Source organism: Thermomonospora echinospora, assembly GCF_900108175.1.
GTDB classification, from domain to species: Bacteria; Actinomycetota; Actinomycetes; order Streptosporangiales; family Streptosporangiaceae; genus Thermomonospora; species Thermomonospora echinospora.
On sequence record NZ_FNVO01000038.1, the window covers coordinates 1 to 15,813 of the forward strand.

16 protein-coding genes are annotated in these 15,813 nt (G+C 71.8%); 6 read left to right on the forward strand and 10 right to left on the reverse strand.

The features are described 5' to 3' along the window. Positions 1 to 559: 559 nt before the first annotated feature. The 3 genes from nhaA to C4U03_RS37760 all read left to right on the forward strand — a co-directional run bounded on the left by nhaA (position 560) and on the right by C4U03_RS37760 (position 3,286). Positions 560 to 1,780 (forward strand): Na+/H+ antiporter NhaA, encoded by a 1,221-nt coding sequence (gene nhaA / locus C4U03_RS37750; protein ID WP_103944602.1) that lies wholly within the window; start codon positions 560 to 562, stop codon positions 1,778 to 1,780. Positions 1,781 to 1,928: 148 nt separating this feature from the next. After that, the gene (locus tag C4U03_RS37755) at positions 1,929 to 2,363 is read left to right on the forward strand and encodes a phage holin family protein (protein ID WP_103944603.1); all 435 of its coding nucleotides are present in this window, start codon (positions 1,929 to 1,931) and stop codon (positions 2,361 to 2,363) included. Between the two features lie 5 nt (positions 2,364 to 2,368). Next, on the forward strand, positions 2,369 to 3,286 hold the full coding sequence (locus C4U03_RS37760; protein ID WP_103944604.1) for an alpha/beta fold hydrolase: 918 nt from the start codon (positions 2,369 to 2,371) through the stop codon (positions 3,284 to 3,286). Positions 3,287 to 3,328: 42 nt separating this feature from the next. Here the strand turns inward: C4U03_RS37760 and C4U03_RS37765 are convergent, their stop codons facing one another. From C4U03_RS37765 to nth, 4 genes are all read right to left on the reverse strand, one after another. Further along, positions 3,329 to 3,799 carry a DUF309 domain-containing protein gene (locus C4U03_RS37765; RefSeq protein ID WP_103944605.1) on the reverse strand — a complete coding sequence of 157 codons (471 nt, stop codon included), beginning with the start codon at positions 3,797 to 3,799 and terminating at the stop codon, positions 3,329 to 3,331. Positions 3,800 to 3,829: 30 nt separating this feature from the next. Continuing rightward, positions 3,830 to 5,029, reverse strand: a complete 1,200-nt coding sequence (locus C4U03_RS37770; RefSeq protein WP_200827746.1) for a MarP family serine protease — start codon at positions 5,027 to 5,029, stop codon at positions 3,830 to 3,832. A 146-nt stretch (positions 5,030 to 5,175) separates the two neighbouring features. Continuing rightward, on the reverse strand, positions 5,176 to 5,769 hold the full coding sequence (locus C4U03_RS37775; RefSeq protein ID WP_103944606.1) for an NUDIX hydrolase: 594 nt from the start codon (positions 5,767 to 5,769) through the stop codon (positions 5,176 to 5,178). Positions 5,770 to 5,876: 107 nt separating this feature from the next. Further along, positions 5,877 to 6,533 carry an endonuclease III gene (nth, locus tag C4U03_RS37780; RefSeq protein WP_235018376.1) on the reverse strand — a complete coding sequence of 219 codons (657 nt, stop codon included), beginning with the start codon at positions 6,531 to 6,533 and terminating at the stop codon, positions 5,877 to 5,879. Between the two features lie 165 nt (positions 6,534 to 6,698). On the opposite strand from nth, the gene C4U03_RS37785 reads away from it, so the two are divergent. Then, on the forward strand, positions 6,699 to 7,385 hold the full coding sequence (locus C4U03_RS37785) for a Crp/Fnr family transcriptional regulator (RefSeq protein ID WP_103944608.1): 687 nt from the start codon (positions 6,699 to 6,701) through the stop codon (positions 7,383 to 7,385). A 110-nt stretch (positions 7,386 to 7,495) separates the two neighbouring features. Here C4U03_RS37785 and C4U03_RS37790 read toward each other — a convergent pair whose 3' ends face one another. The 4 genes from C4U03_RS37790 to C4U03_RS40215 form a co-directional block, all read right to left on the reverse strand. Further along, on the reverse strand, positions 7,496 to 8,299 hold the full coding sequence (locus tag C4U03_RS37790) for an MBL fold metallo-hydrolase (protein ID WP_103944641.1): 804 nt from the start codon (positions 8,297 to 8,299) through the stop codon (positions 7,496 to 7,498). A 278-nt stretch (positions 8,300 to 8,577) separates the two neighbouring features. Beyond that, entirely contained in the window at positions 8,578 to 9,432 is an 855-nt protein-coding gene (locus C4U03_RS37795) for an NUDIX hydrolase (RefSeq protein WP_103944609.1), read from the reverse strand. Between the two features lie 78 nt (positions 9,433 to 9,510). Further along, positions 9,511 to 9,975, reverse strand: a complete 465-nt coding sequence (locus C4U03_RS37800) for a RidA family protein (RefSeq protein ID WP_103944610.1) — start codon at positions 9,973 to 9,975, stop codon at positions 9,511 to 9,513. Further along, positions 9,972 to 10,127, reverse strand: a complete 156-nt coding sequence (locus tag C4U03_RS40215) for a DUF4177 domain-containing protein (protein ID WP_116022650.1) — start codon at positions 10,125 to 10,127, stop codon at positions 9,972 to 9,974. Before C4U03_RS40215 ends, C4U03_RS37800 begins: the two co-directional genes overlap by 4 nt. Before the next feature lie 180 nt (positions 10,128 to 10,307). Here C4U03_RS40215 and C4U03_RS37805 point away from each other — a divergent pair, with 180 nt between their 5' ends. Together C4U03_RS37805 and C4U03_RS37810 are read left to right on the forward strand one after the other, a co-directional pair. Beyond that, positions 10,308 to 11,084 (forward strand): ABC transporter ATP-binding protein, encoded by a 777-nt coding sequence (locus tag C4U03_RS37805; protein WP_103944611.1) that lies wholly within the window; start codon positions 10,308 to 10,310, stop codon positions 11,082 to 11,084. Continuing rightward, entirely contained in the window at positions 11,081 to 13,612 is a 2,532-nt protein-coding gene (locus C4U03_RS37810) for an FtsX-like permease family protein (protein ID WP_103944612.1), read from the forward strand. Before C4U03_RS37805 ends, C4U03_RS37810 begins: the two co-directional genes overlap by 4 nt. A 108-nt stretch (positions 13,613 to 13,720) precedes the next feature. On the opposite strand, the gene C4U03_RS37815 is transcribed toward C4U03_RS37810, so the two are convergent. Continuing rightward, complete coding sequence (locus C4U03_RS37815) at positions 13,721 to 15,337, reverse strand: peroxidase family protein (protein ID WP_103944613.1); 1,617 nt, start codon at positions 15,335 to 15,337, stop codon at positions 13,721 to 13,723. A 16-nt stretch (positions 15,338 to 15,353) separates the two neighbouring features. Next, complete coding sequence (locus C4U03_RS37820) at positions 15,354 to 15,665, reverse strand: cytochrome P450 family protein (protein WP_146087678.1); 312 nt, start codon at positions 15,663 to 15,665, stop codon at positions 15,354 to 15,356. Positions 15,666 to 15,813 lie beyond the last annotated feature (148 nt).

Sequence of the window (15,813 nt, forward strand, 5' to 3'; positions counted from 1 at the left end):
CCCGCCCGTCCCACCGTCCCACCGTCCCACCGGGGCCTGCGGTCGAACCCGTACGAGGCGACGCCGCGGCCCCGGCCCGAACCGTTCATGCCGCGGACCGGCCCGTCGAAGACGCCGGTCCGCGGCACGAACGAGCCCGCGGCACGAACGAGCCCGCGGCACGAACGAGCCCGCGGCACGAACGAGCCCGCGGCACGAACGAGCCCGCGGCACGAACGAGCCCACGGCACGAACAAGCCCACGGCACGAACAAGCCCACGGCACGAACAAGCCCACGGCACGAACAAGCCCACGGCACGAACAAGCCCACGGCACGAACGAGGGAAGCCGGGTCTGGGGCGCGTTCCGGCCCTGTGGGCAGGGCGGCCGTAGGCCGTTAGGGCTGGATGCGGCGGGTGCGGTCGCGGGGAGTCAGGGCGTGTGGCTCTGAAAAGGGCGGGTATTCTCGTGACAGGTGTGCCGGGAAGTCTGGTCGGCAGGGGAATGTCCGTTATGTGATCCCGGTGATCCGGGTGCGGGCTTCTTCGTGTTCTTGCCCGCCCACCAGCCCGGGAGTGCCGTGCAGCGCCCTGTCGCCGCGATCTGGCCTGTTCACCACACCGTTCGTTACAGCCGCAACCTCGCCGAGGCGCTGCGCACGGAGACCATCGGCGGGTTCGTCATGCTCGCCGCCACGGTCGCCGCGCTGGCCTGGGCGAACAGCCCCTGGCGGGATGCCTACGAGTCCCTGCGCCACCAGGTGGTCGGGCCGTCCTGGCTGTCGATGGACGTGGCGCACTGGGCGTCCGGCGGACTGCTGGCGGTCTTCTTCTACATCGCCGGGCTGGAGTTGCGGGAGGAGCTCACCCACGGGGAGCTGCGCAATCCCCGGAACGCCGCGCTGCCGGTCATCGCGGCGTTCGCGGGCGTCATCGTGCCGGCGGTGCTGTTCCTGGCGGTCAGCGCGGGCGAGGCCGGGGCACTGAGCGGCTGGGCGATCCCCACGGCCACCGACATCGCGTTCGCGCTGGCCGTGCTCGCGGTGGCGTTCCCGTCCTGTCCGGCGCCGCTGCGGGCGTTCCTGCTGACCCTGGCGGTGGTGGACGACCTGATCGCGATCACCATCATCGCGCTCTTCTACGCCCACGGGCTGGCGCCGCTGTGGCTGTCGGCCGGGATCGCGCTGATCGCCCTGTTCGGGGTGCTTCAGGCGCGCGGGGTCCGCTCTCCCTGGGTGTACGTGCCGATCGCGCTGCTGGCCTGGTACTGCGTGTACCGCAGCGGGATCCACGCCACGGTGGCCGGGGTCGCCCTGGGCATGCTGACCAGCCCCCGGGAGACCTCCGACGAACGGCGTACCAGCGCCGAGCAGGCCGACCACGTACTGCGGCCGTTGTCGGCGGGGGTCTGCGTGCCGCTGTTCGCGTTCACCTCGGCGGGGGTGGCGCTGAGCCCGTCCGCGCTCGGCGACGCGGCGGCCGACCGGGTGGCGCTGGGAGTGTTCGTCGGCCTGCTGGTCGGCAAGTTCCTGGGGGTGTTCGGCGGGGCGTGGCTGGCCGTCCGGCTGGGCCTGGCCCGGTTGGGCTCCCAACTGGACTGGCGGGACATCGCCGGGGCCGCCGTGCTCGCCGGGGTGGGCTTCACCGTCTCGCTGCTGATCGGCGGCCTGGCCTACCCGGACGCGGCGCAGTCCGAGCGGGTGACCACGGCGGTCCTGGTCGCCAGCCTGTTCGCGTCGGCCCTGGCCACCGTGGTGTTCCGCGTCCGGGTCCGGCAGCGCGCGGCCGTCGCCGCCGAATGACCGGAACGACGCACGCCGCCATACCGTCGGTAGTCCGGGGACCGTACACCGTCGGCATGGCAACGCCGGGTGGCAGTACGGTGATCCCTGCTGTCAGGCTATGCAGCGTGCCCTGGGATACCGGTGCCCCGGGAGAAGGAGAGCGGACATGACGGAGGCAGAGCCGGGCGAGCGGTTCGAGGACAAGTCTCTCGGTGAGCTGGTCGCCCAGGCGTCGAGCGGCATCTCCAAGCTGATCAGAGCCGAGATCAGCCTGGCCAAGATGGAGCTCAAGGTCGACGCCAGGAAGGCGGTGATCGGCTCCGGGCTGTTCTTCGTGGCGCTGGCCGTCTTCGCACCGGTGATCATCTTCATCGGGCTGGGTCTGGCGTACGTGTTCATCGAGCTCGGCGTGTGGCCCTGGGCGGCGTTCTTCCTCGTGGCCGCGCTCTACGTCCTGGTCGCCGTGCTGCTCGGGGTGGTCGGGGTGCTGGTGGTCAAGCGGATTCGGGGGGCCAAGCGCACCCGGCGGACCCTACGGGACCTGCCGAGCGCGTTCCACCACGAGGACTCCGACCGGCCCGCGCTCGCCCAGACGGACTGAGGGACATGACCGGGCGCGGCGAGTCGGTCGTCGAGGTCGAGGGCCCCTGGACGCACCGGGCGGTCAGCGCTGGAGGCACCCGCTTCCACGTCGTGGAGGCGGGCGAGGGGCCGCTGGTGCTGCTGCTGCACGGCTTCCCCGAGTTCTGGTGGTCCTGGCGTCACCAGTTGGTGTCGCTGCCGGCCGCCGGTTTCCGCGCGGCGGCGGTGGACCTGCGCGGGTACGGCGGCAGCGACAAGCCGCCACGCGGGTACGACCTGGTGACGCTGGCGGGCGACGCCGCCGGGCTGGTGCGGGCGCTGGGCGAGGCCAACGCCACCGTGGTCGGGCACGACTGGGGCGGGCTGCTGGCCTGGACGATGGCGGTCTACCGGCCCAAGGTCGTACAGCGCCTGGTCACGGTGTCGGCCCCGCATCCGCTGCGGTTGCGGCAGGCGGTGCGGACGGGGCTGCGCAGCCAGGCGTGGGCGAGCCGGCACTCGCTGGAGTTCCAGGTGCCGATGTGGCCGGAACGGCGGCTGGTGCGCGACGACGCGGCCCTGGTGGGCCGGATGCTGCACGAGTGGTCCGGGCCGGACTGGCCGGACGAGGTGACCGAACGGCGGATCCGGCAGGCGATCCAGATCCCGGGGGTGGCGCACTCGGCGCTGGAGTACCACCGCTGGCTGATCCGTTCGCTGGCCCGCCCGGACGGCATCCGGTACGCCCGCCGCATGCGTGCCCCGATCCAGGTGCCCACCCTCCAGTTGCACGGCGCCCTGGACACCTTCACCCTCCCGGGCAGCGCCCAGGGGTCGGGCCGGTACGTGGCGGCCCCGTACCACTGGGAGCTCATCACGGGCGCCGGCCACTTCCCCCACCAGGAACGCCCCGAAGACTTCGACGCAGCCTTCCTCGGCTGGCTCCAGGACCCCGACCACTGAACACGACCCGCCGGACCCGGCTACCGCGGCCGCGGGGCCGCGTCAGTGCGGTACGCGCAACCGCAGCATGAAGGGTGCGGTGGCCAGGGCCGGGTCGTCGCTGCGTTCGGCGAGTTCGCGGCTGGTGGCGGCGATTCCGGCGACGTCGATGCGGTGGGGCGGGGCGGGCGCGTAGGCGTCGAGGCGGTCGGCGGCGCGGGTCAGCAGGGCGCGGGCGCCGCGTGGGTTGCCGCGCCGGAGGTGGGTGAGGCCCACGGCCACCTGGGCGAGGCCCCGCCACAGCTCGCGTTCGGCCTCGGGGGCCGACTTCCAGGCCGCCTCCAGCACCTCGTGGGCGTGAAAGGGGCGGTCGGCGTCGAGCAGCCGCTGGGCCTCGGTCAGCGCCTCCTGGGGGGTCGGCGCCAGGTCGTCGGGCATCGTGGGCACCCCGGGGGCGCCGTGCGGCAGCGGGCGCCCGTAGGCGTCCCGCGGACGGGCGTTGCGCGCCCGGCCCAGTTCGTCCCGATCCCGCATGGGCCCAACCTACGCGGGCCGAGGGCGCCGTCAGTCCGAGCAGGCCCCGGTGTCGACCGGGGCGGAGGCGGTCCGGCCGATCTCGGCGTCCGGCTCGACCTCCTTGGCGGTCAGCGCGTACCCGGTGGACGGGCTGTCGAGCGCCGCGGCGAAGATCACCCCGTAGACCGAGCCCTGCGGCGACAGCAGCGGGCCGCCGGAGTTGCCGGGCTCGACCTTGCCGCGGATCGCGTAGACCTCGCGGGTGACCTCGCCGGAGTGGTAGATGTCGGGGCCCTTGGCGTCCTGGCGGGCGCGGATGCGGGCGGCGTCGGCGGTGTAGCCGTGGCCCTTGGGGAAGCCGGCCACGATGGCGTCGTCGCGGGTCCGGGCCGGGCCGTCGAAATCCAGCGGCCGGGCGTCGAAGCCGGGCACGCGCAGCACCGCGACGTCGCGCTTGGGGTCGTACAGCACCACGCTGGCCCGGCCGCGCCGCTGGCCGTCCCAGGAGATCACGTCGACCTGGCCGCGGACCCCGGCCACCACGTGGGCGTTGGTCATGATCCGCTCGGGGGCGTACACGAAGCCGGTGCCCTCGATCTTGCGCTGGCAGTCCGGCGCGGTGCCCACGATCTTGAAGATGCTGCGCTTGGCGGCCTGCAACTGCGGGGTGCTGCGCACGTTCTCGTCCGGCGGCGGCACCTCCACCACCGACTCCCCGCCGAGGCCGTAGAACACCCGCGGGAACTCGCTGCTGTCCACGAACTGCTGGAACGAGGAGAACCAGGTCTGCGACTGCTTGGGCATCACCGTGTCCACGCCCTCCAGCACCGCGGAGGCGTTGACCTGGGTGCGCAGCCACTCGATCTTGGCGCCGGACAGCAGGATGCCGAAGAACCAGGCGACGACCAGCAGCGACAGCGCGCTGACCAGGGCGCCGCCCACCGCGTCGGCGGCGCGGGCGTTGTTGCCGGTCACCCGGTTGCGCAGCATCGCGCCCAGGGACGAGGCGGCGAGTTGGCCCAGGGTGGCGGCCAGGAACGCGATGATGATCGCCAGCAGCGCCTGCTGGGCGGTGCCGTCGACCACCGCCTCGGCGATCGGTGGGGCCACCAGCACCCCCACCACGCCGCCCCCGACGAAGCCGACGAAGCTCAGCAGGCTCACGATGAAGCCCTGCCGGTACCCCGATACGGCGAACAGCACCACGAGCACCAGCAGGATCAGATCAAGAACGTGGTCGCCCAGCACGAATTCACCGTATAGCGCTGGGCGTGAGATTCACGTCCCCGCAACGGACCAGTTCCGGCGGCACCCCAATAACCGCAGGGAGTGACGCGCGTGACCGATCCGAGACACACCGTCGCCCCGGGCGCGTCACACACGGACGGCGGGGGTCAGCCTCGGGCGGACAGTGCGACGACGTCCGGGGGCAGGTCCTCGGTGCGGTCGGGGTCCCAGGGACGCTCCCAGCCGCCGAGCCGGAGGATCTGGGTCATCAGCCCGGCGGTGAAGCCCCACACCAGCATCCCGCGCACCCGGAACGCCGGGCCGGCGTACCCGGAGGGATGCCGGACGCTCAGCCGGTTGTCCGGGTCGGTCAGCTCCGCCAGCGGCACCCGGGCGACCGCGGCGACCTCCCCGGGGTGGCCGGGCGAGACCTCGGAGGGCTCGCGCCACCAGGCCACGACCGGTGTGACGCGGTAGTTGCTGCGCAGCAGGTACAGCTCGGGCAGCGTGGTCAGGACGTCGCAGCCGGACGGCTCCAGCCCGGTCTCCTCGTAGGCCTCGCGCAGCGCCGCCGCCACCGGGCCGTCGTCGGTGGGGTCGATGCGCCCACCGGGGAACGCCGGCTGCCCGGCGTGCTTGCTCAGCGTCGCCGCCCGCTGCGTCAACAGTACGTCGGGGCCCTGCGGACCCTCACCGAACAGGATCAGCACCGCGGCCGGGCGGGCGCCGTCGGGCGGGCGCATGTACGAGGGCACCGTCATGCGGGGGGCTTCGGTGAGGAACCGGTCGAGCCAGGGCGGGGGGTTCGCAGATGACGTCACTTCCGTACCAACCTGATCAATGTCTGCCTGCTTCCCGGCACGAGCCGTCATGAGAACGGCCCGGTCCGCACGAGCTTGGCGGCGGCCTTCTCGTCGGTGGGCCCCTCCCCGAACGACGGGCACAGCCGGGCCAGCGGGCACACCCCGCAGGCGGGACGGCGGGCGTGGCAGATCCGGCGGCCGTGCCAGATCATCCGGTGCGACAGCACCGTCCAGTCCTTGCGTGGGATCAGCTCCCCGATCTCGTGCTCGACCTTGACGGGGTCGGTCTCGGTGGTCCAGCCGAACCGGCGGGCCAGCCGGCCGAAGTGGGTGTCCACCGTGATCCCGGGCACCCCGAAGGCGTTGCCGAGCACCACGTTGGCGGTCTTGCGGCCCACCCCGGCCAGCTTGACCAGGTCCTGCAGCCGGCCCGGCACCTCGCCGCCATGCCGCTCGCACAGCTGCTGGCCCAGCTTGATGATGTTGTTCGCCTTGGCTCGGAAGAAGCCGGTGGACTGGATGATCTTCTCCAGTTCCTCGCGTTCGGCGGAGGCGTACTCCTCGGCCGTCCGGTAGCGCGCGAACAGGGTCGGTGTGACCGCGTTGACCCGCTTGTCCGTACACTGCGCAGACAGGATGGTTGCGACCAGCAGTTCCAGCGGGTTCGTGAAGTCGAGCTCGCAGTGGGCGTCGGGATACAGCGCGGCGAGCTCTCGGTTCATCCGCCGGGCACGGCGGACCAGGGCGAGGCGCGATTCCGGGGCGTTGCGAGGCACGGGCAAAGCGTATGCCGTGTGCCCGGTCCTCCGTCCCCACATTGCCCCCACCCTCACGTACGCGGTGGGACGTACGTCACACTGTTGGTGTAGGTGTTTCTAGGAGGAAGCGTGACCGACCGCGACGTGGACGTTCTGAGCAGGGCCCCGCTCTTCGAGGCACTGGACGAGCAGGGGGCCAAGGCGCTGCGCGCCAATGTGACCGAGGTGCGGCTGGCACGCGGCCAGACCCTGTTCAACGAGGGGGAGACCGGTGACCGGCTGTACGTGGTGCTGGAAGGCAAGATCAAACTGACCCGCACCGCGCCGGACGGGCGTGAGAACCTGCTCAGCGTGCTCGGTCCCAGTGAGATGTTCGGCGAGCTGTCGCTGTTCGACCCGCGGCCGCGCACGGCCAGCGCGATCGCGGTCACCGAGGTCCGGCTGGCCGGGCTGGGGCATGACGACCTGCGGCCGTGGTTGACCGGGCACCCCGAGGTGGCCGTGCAGTTGCTGCGCGCGCTGGCCCAGCGGCTGCGCAAGACCAACGACGTGATGGCCGACCTGGTGTTCACCGACGTGCCGGGGCGGGTCGCCAAGGCGCTGCTGGACCTGGCCGAGCGGTTCGGCCAGCCGTCCGACGTGGGCCTGCACGTCCACCACGACCTGACCCAGGAGGAGCTGGCCCAGCTGGTCGGCGCCTCCCGGGAGACCGTCAACAAGGCGCTGGCCGACTTCGCCGCCCGTGGCTGGCTGCGGATCGAGGCCCGCGCGGTGGTGATCCTGGACATCGAGCGGCTGCGCAAGCGCTCGCGCTGACCGTCCGTTCCGCTTTCGTTTCGGGGGATTTCGGGGGCTGGGGTCGCCGCGGTGGGGAGGCCGGGCGACCACAGCGCAGCAGATACCTTCCGGCCCGCCTCGGCGGCGGGTCAGGACGGCAGGCGTCCGACGTCCTTGAGATAGTCCAGTTGCGCCTGGACCGACCATTCGGCGGCCGGCCACAGTGACCGGTCGACGTCGGCGTACACCCGTTCGACCACCTCGCGGGCGGTGCGGGCGCCGGCCTCCACGGCCGCCTCCACCTGGGCCAGCCGCTGCCGGCGGTGCGTCAGGTAGCCGTCCAGGGCGCCGATCGGGTCGTCCAGGCTGGGACCGTGGCCCGGCAGGATCACCTGAGCGCCGGTCTCCTCGGAGAACCGCCGCAGCCGTTCCAGGGAGCCCAGGTAGTCGCCCAGCCTCCCCTCGACGACCGTGGTGCCGTAGCCCAGCACGGTGTCGCCGGTGAGCACCGCCCCGTCGGCCGGCAGCCAGAACGTCAGCGAGTCATGGGAGTGCCCCGGGGTCTCCATGACGTGCAGTTCCAGCCCGCCGACCGTGATGACCTGGCCTTCGGTCAGCCCCTCCTCGCCCAGCCGGTGCCGGGGGTCCAGCGCCCGCACCTGCCGGGTGCCGGTCAGCTCGGCGAACTTCCCGGCGCCCGCCGCGTGGTCGGGGTGCCCGTGGGTGAGCACGATCAGGCCGACCCGGCGGCCGGACTCCTCGATCTTGCGGGCCACCCGGCGCAGGTGCTTGAGGTCCTTGGGGCCGGGGTCGATCACCACCACCTCGGCGGCGTCCGGCTCGGCCACCACCCAGGTGTTGGTGCCGTCCAGCGTCATGGCGGACGGGTTGGGGGCCAGCACGCAGGTCGCCCGTTCGGTGCCCATGCCGTCGATCTCGTGCATCCACGCCATCCTCTCTCCGGTCAGCGCGCCGAGATGGCGCAGGACCGACGTCCCGGCCAGGCGCCAGGCGATCGCCCTGGGCACCCCCTGCCCGAACAGGCCGCCCCGCCGGAACAGCGAGGCGGGCGGTATCCGGCTCACAGCTCGGTCGGCCTCCGTTTCGGGCGGCTCCGGTGCCCCGTCGCGGCGACGGGGGCGGCCGCACGCTCCCAGTCTGATCGCCTTCCGGTTCGTCCGCACAGCGCGGGGTCCCGGTTCGTCCGCACGGTGCGGGGTCCGGCTCCCGGTCAGAGGGTGGGGTAGTGCTCGGCGGCGTCCTCGGGGACGACCAGGTACGCCTCCCCGTCGATGATCTTCGCCTGCGGGGCGTGCGGGACGATCGTGCGTTCGGCGGCCAGCACGTCGGCGACCGTGGCGTAGTCGGCCAGTTCCGCCAGCGTCGCCAGGGTGGGCGGCAGCAGGAACCACTCGCCTCGCCGCGCCCGTTCGACGGCGTCGGCCGGGCGCACCCAGGCGACCCGGTCGGCCTCGGTGCTGACGTCGCCGGCGCGCTGCCCCTCGGGGATCGCGGCGACGAAGAACCGGGTGTCGTAGCGCCTGGTCTCGACCTCCGGGGTGATCCAATGCGCCCAGGGGCGCAGCAGGTCGGCGCGCAGCACCAGCCCGCGCCGGTCGAGGAACTGCGCGAGCGACTGCGAGCGGTCCAGCAGCGCCTGCCGGTCGGCCTCCCAGGCGTCACCGCGGGTGTCGTCCACCACCGAGCCGGGGGTCGGCCCGGCCAGCAGCACCAGGGTCTCCTCGAAGGTCTCCCGGACGGCGGCGCACACCAGTTCGCGGGCGACGGTCTCGTCCGCGCCGAACGCCTCGCCCCAGGCGCGGGGGGACGGTCCCGCCCAGCCGATGGACGCCTCCCCGTCGCGCGGGTCGACCGACCCGCCGGGGAAGACGTAGGCGCCCGGCGCGAAGGCCATCGAGGCCACCCGGCGCAGCATGAACGCCTGCAGCCCGTGCTCGGGGTGATCGCGCAGCACCACGACGGTGGCGGCGTCGCGGACGGGCACGGGATCGATCCGTCCCGCCCGCATGTCCTCCAGCCGTTCCCGCATCTCGGCGGGCAGCTTCAGGCCCTTGATCATGCTCATGAGCCGCCCGCCGAACGTTCGATCCTCATGGCGGCCCATTCGGACACACCGAACGTCATTCTGTCAAGCTCCGTCGCGTCAGCCCGCGACCTCGGCGATCAGCTCGACCTCGACGGGCACATCGCGCGGCAGCGCCGCCACACCGACCGCGCTGCGGGCGTGCCGGCCCACGTCGCCGAAGATCTCGCCCAGCAGGTCGCTGGCCCCGTTGATGACCAGCGGCTGGTCGGTGAAGCTCGGCGCGCTGGCCACGAAGCCCACCACCTTGACGATGCGCACCACCCGCGACAGCTCGCCGACCTCGGCCTTCAGCGCGGCGACCGCGTTGAGTGCGCATATCCGGGCGGCCTGGACGGCCTCCTCGACGGTGACCTCGGCGCCCACCTTGCCGGTCACCGCCACCTCGCCCTTGACGATCGGCACCTGCCCCGAGGTGTAGACCAGCGAGCCGGTACGGACGGCCGGCACGTAGGACGCCAGCGGCGCCACCACGTCGGGCAGTTCCAGGCCGAGTTCGGCGATCCGCTCCTCGGGTGTGCTCACTGGAGCTCCCGCTTGAAGTAGGCCACCAGGTTCTCCGGGTTCGGGCCGGGGATCACGGTGACGAGCTCCCACCCGTCCTGGCCCCAGTTGTCGAGGATCTGCTTGGTGGCGTGCACCAGCAGCGGAACGGTCGCGTACTCCCACTTCTTCATGGCGCTCAGCCTAACGATGGCCGCGCCGTCCCCGTCATGCCGATCGGTGCTGGTGGTACCCCCACCCGGAGAAGCCCGCTGCCCCCATGTCCGCGGGCGCCGGGGATTCGTAGTTTCGGAGGCGGTCGCGGCCTCTGGCGCCGCATCTCCCTCGTGTTCCGTCGGAAAGGACTCCGCCCCATGTTCAGATCCGCCTCCGCGCCGCCGCCTCCGGGTGACTGCGCGGTCGAACTGCGGGGCGTCCGGCGCACGTACGGGCGCGGCGGGTCGGCGGTGCACGCGCTGCGCGGCGTCGACGTACGGTTCGCGCGGGGCACCTTCACCGCGGTCATGGGGCCGTCCGGGTCCGGCAAGAGCACCTTCCTGCAGTGCGCCGCCGGGCTCGACCGGCCCACCGCCGGGACCGTGTGGCTCGGCGGCGAGGAGATCACCGGGCTGGGCGAGAACCGACTGACCGAGCTGCGCCGCAGCCGTGTCGGCTTCGTCTTCCAGTCGTTCAACCTGCTGCCCTCGCTGACCGTGCTGCAGAACGTCCTGCTGCCCCGGCGGCTGGCCGGGCTGCGGCCGGACCGGCGGCGCGCCGCCGAACTGCTGGCCCGGGTGGGGCTGGGCGAGTACGAGAGGCGGCGGCCGGCGGAGCTGTCGGGCGGCCAGCAGCAGCGGGTGGCCCTCGCCCGCGCCCTGGTCACCGAGCCCGAGGTGATCTTCGCGGACGAGCCCACCGGGGCGCTGGACAGCCGGACGGCCGGCGAGGTCCTCGCGCTGCTGCGCGGCACCGTGGACGAGTTCGGCGCGACCGTCGTCATGGTCACCCATGACCCGGTGGCCGCCTCGTACGCGCATCGGGTGCTGTTCCTGGCGGACGGGCTGCTGGCCGGGCAGTTGGACGGGCCGACACCGGCCGCGGTCGCCGACCGGATGGTCGCCCTGGCGCCGTCCGCGGGCGCCGTGTCATGAGACTGCCGCGCCCGAACGGGCTCGCGCGGGCGTCGGTGCGCGCCCGGCCGGCCTCCTTCGCCGGGACCTTCGTCGCGCTGCTGTTCGCCTCGATCGTCGTGACGGCCTGCGGCACCCTGCTGCAGAACGGTGTCACCGCCGAGCTGCCGCCCACCCGGTACGCGGCGGCGCCGGTGGTGGTCACCGTCGACCAGCACGCCACGATGACGGTCCGGTACGGGCCGGAGACCGAGCAGGTGTCCGAACCGCTGCCCGGCACGGCCCCGGTCCCGGCCGCGCTGGCCCCGCGGATCGCCGAACGTCCCGGGGTCGCCGCCGCCGTGCCCGACCAGGCGTTCCCCGTGCAGGCCGGCACGGTGCCGCTGACCGGGCGCCCATGGTCGGCCGTCCAGGTCACCTCCTACGGCCGTGACCCCCTGGCCGGGGGACGGGCGCCCGCTGACGGTGAGGTCGCCCTCGACGCGGCCACCGCGCGTACGGCGCGGCTCGGGCTGGGCGGCGTGGTCACGCTCACCACCGCCCAGGGCACACGCGACTACCGCCTCGTGGGGCTGACCGGCGAGCAGGCCACCGTGTGGTTCTCCGACGCGGACGCCGCCGCCTTGTCCGGACGGCCGGGGCAGGCCGACGCCATCGCGGTGTTCCCTGAGCCGGGCGTCCCGGCCGACCGGCTCGCACGGGAGGTCCGGACCGCCGTGGGCGACGGCGCCAAGGTCCACACCGGCAACGACCGCAGTCTCATCGAGCACCCGGAGCTGGCCGACGCCAAGGAGGTCCTCAGCGGTCTCGGCGGCTCCTTCGGCGGCATCACCACCCTGGTCGCCGTCTTCGTCGTCCTCGGCACGGTCGCCCTCGCCATCGCCCAGCGCGGCCGTGAGATCGCCATGCTGCGGGCCGTCGGCGCCACCCCGCGCCAGATCCGGCGCACGGTCGCCGCCGAGTCGATGATCGTGGCCCCGCTCGCCGGGGCCGCCGGGGCGCTGCCCGGGATCGCACTGGCCTCCTGGTGGTTCGGTGAGCTGCGCGACCGAGGCGCGCTACCGGAAGACCTGCGGATGTCGGTCGGCTGGATACCCGTCCTCACCTCGGTCGCCGCCCTCCTGGCGGCGTCCCTGGCCGGCGGCTGGCTCGCGGCCCGCCGTCCCGCCAAGGCCCGGCCGAGCCGGGCGATGGGCGAGGCGGCGGTCGAACGGACCCGGCCGGGCATCATCCGCACGGCACTCGGGCTGGCCGCCCTCGGCGGCGGCGTGGTCCTGGCCCGGGTCGCCGCCACCGCCGCCGGGGAGCAGGCCGCCGAGTCCGCGCTCGGCGTGGTGGGGCTGTTCATGTGCGCCGTGGCGCTGCTGGGTCCGGGCATCGCCTGGCTATCGGCGCTGGTGCTGGGCGTCGTGCTCCGCGCGGCCGGGGCACCTGGCCGGTTGGCCGCCTACAACTCCCTGGCCGGCTCCCGCCGTCTCGCCTCCGCGATCACCCCGATCGTGCTGACCGTGGCGTTCACCGGCACCCTGCTCTTCGTACAGAGCACGCTCGCGCACGCCACCCTCAGCCAGGCCCGCCGGGGCGTGGTCGCCGACCACGTGCTGACCGCTCCCGGAGCCGGCCTTTCCGCCGACGCTTCCGAACGCGCCGCCCGTTTGCGGGGCGTGGACGTGGCGGTGGGCGTGCTCCGCTCGGGGGTGCTCATCCGCACCGGCGACTACATGACGGAGGCGTCCGCGATCGGGCTGAGCGGCCAGGCCACGGCGTGGCCGAAGGTGCTCGACCTCGGGATGGTGAAGGGCGACCTGGCGGCGCTGTCCGCTGGAGGGACGACGGTGGCCCTGGACCATCTCGTGGCCGAGTCCGCCGACGCCACCGTCGGCAGCCGGATCGACCTGTGGCTGGCCGACGGGACCAAGATCAGGCCCACCGTCGTGGCCCTCTACCGGCACGGCCTCGGCCTGGGTCAGGTGGTGCTGCCCCGCGAGACGCTGGCCGGGCACGTCACCTCCGCCTTCGACGCCCAGGTGCTGGTACGGAACGCGCCGGGAGCCCGGCAGGAGACGGTGCGGGACGCCCTGCGCCGGGAGGTCGGCGTACCGGGCCTCACCGTCACCGACAAGGCCGGATTCGCCGCCCAGACCGACGAGAACATGGAGCTCAACGCCTGGGTCAACCTGGTGATGGCCGCCGTGCTCGGCGGCTTCGCCGCGATCGCCGCCGCCAACACCCTGGTGATGACGATCCTGGACCGCAACCGCGAGATCGCCCTGCTCCGCCTCGCCGGTGCCACCCGCCGCCAGGTACGGGCCATGGTCCGCTGGGAGGCGCTCCTGGTCACCGCCACCGGCCTCCTGATCGGAGGCGCCATCCTCACCATCACCCTCATCCCGTTCGCCCGTGGCATCACCGGCGGCACCCCCCACATCCCCCTCTCCACCACCCTGACCATCGCAACCGCCGTATCCGCCCTATGCCTCCTGTCAACCGCCCTACCCGCCCGCATGCTCCTACGGACCCCACCGGCCCCCACCGCGTCCCGCTCCTAAGGCGACGCCATGGCCGCCAAGGTCCGTGACGTCCTGTGACCGAGCTTCCCGTTCCGGCACGATGACCACGTCCGGCGCCCGAGGCAACCGGCCTTCACGCCTCTCGCCTCACATGACCGGAGCGGGTTCTCTGATGGGCACGTTCCCGGGTCCGGGGGCCCCGCGGCGCCAGTCCCGGCGCGTCATGCGCACGTCGTATCGTCGCGAGCCGTCCGGCAGATTGCGGTTCAGGACATCCGACAGGCTGCGCGTCTGCCGGATCAGGCGCATACCCAGCGGTGTGAAGGTCTGCTCGGTGAAGATGCGCGGGGCGAGGAGCGGATTGGTCAGCGCCTGCGACAGGGCGTCGACTCCCACCATCCGTGCCATCAGTGCGGGCAGCGCGGAGTCGGGCCGCAGGTCCTCCGCGAAGAGGCCGACGTACAGTTCGACCTTGTCCACGCTTCCATAGAGTTCGCGCAGGGCGCGCTGCACGGTCGGGTCTCCGGAGATCTGGTCGAAGTCGGTCACCCGGGGAAAGCTGAAGATCTCCCGATAGTCGTTGTACGGCGCCAGGTGGACCTCACGGGCCTGAACGATGCTTGCTCTTTCGACTTCTTCGAGGTACGGGTCGGTGTTGAACAGCCCTATTCGGCAGGCGGCCTGGCGGGAGGAGCTCTCGAAGAGCGCACCGAGCCCGTGCCGGACCAGGACCTCGTTGTTGAAGACGGTCGCGGCGATGGGCATGCTCTCCTCGCCGACCTGCAGCGTCGAGGGCACCAGGCTATGCCAGCGATAGAGGAGGTTGAACTCGATCGCCATCCAGTTCTGCCGGTACCACCGCTCGTTGGGGAAGGCCGACGGATCGAGGAAGAACTTGAAATGATACGGCGCGATATGCCGGATGTAATCTTCCACCACGATCCTGATCAGCATCACGATCAGGATGTCCCGGGCGGTTTCGAAGATCCTGTCGTCGTCCCACTCGGGGTGGTCTCTCGCCAGCAGCCTCGCGACACGGTTGTGCTCGCGAAGGAACAGGACGTTCATCATCGAGTAGCCGACCTGGGAGTTGCCTCGATCGCCGCCCATCGCGAAGAGCTGGTTCTTCTGCGCATCCGACAGCTCGTCGAAGCCTATGACCGACAGGCCTTGGAACTCGGGTTTGACGACCCCGTCCCGGCAAAGGTAAGGGGGGAACTCCTCGCCGTCGATGACCTGGCTCTTCAGGAGGCCGCCCTCCCCGGCACGGAGCAGCTTGGTCACCTCGCGGTTCAGGCCGTAGAGCTGGCTCAGGTCGATTTCGTGATTCGACGTGTTCTTCCTCGGGTCTCGAGGAAGCGAACGGTCACTGCGCAAGAACCCGTCAGTGAACCACTGGGCGAAGTTGGCGAAGAGAACCGTGGACTTCGGGCACTGGAGGCCGTCGCCACGGCGCAGGAAGAGATCGGTGGTCCTCCCGAGGTCCGGACGACTTCCGTCGCCATCCGGTACGGGCGGGAGGTGCCGGCCGTCGAATGTGCGGTCCGTGAGCGAGCGCCAGGACGTGTACGAGGCCATCGTACTGAGCGGGTTCGGCCGCGGCGGGGTCTTTGAAATGGCTCGGTTGATGAGAGCCCTGTTGACCTTGCGCCGCAGCACCGGAATGCGCTGGACCAACCGCCAGACAGGCTCGAAGTGTGTCGTCAGGTAGAATTCTATCCGGTTGTTCCAGCCGTCGTTGACCTTACTTCTCCCGGTGTTCATCGAGCCCCCGGTATTCTCAAGTACTCGCACTCAAGGAAATGGTGAATCGTTCGGGGAACGGCCCGCCCTGGAAGTCGATACTCCCGTCCGGCGGAGGAAGCAGCGAAACCTCTGGGCGCAAGAGGACTCGCCGGACGACTTCCGGTATCACCACGCCCGCCACACGACGCTCCAAACAGGTGTGATGGCCGAAACCGAAGTGGAGTCCAGTGGGGTCGAGGCGATCGATCCGGAAAGAATTCCCGTCCGGAAAGTAGTGTTCATCGAACATGGCGGAGGCGGTACACGCGAAGACGATCGAGCCGGCCGACCGCTCAAGATAAGTCATAGCACCCATTAGCCTCCAGTAGCCACTGTATCCGCAGAGCCCCGGACGAAAAATCATGTAATCACCAAAAATGGAACTACGAGCTTTAATGGTTGATGGCGGGATTCATACCTGCCGGCTGCTGCGGCATGCCGTGGTGATGAGGTAA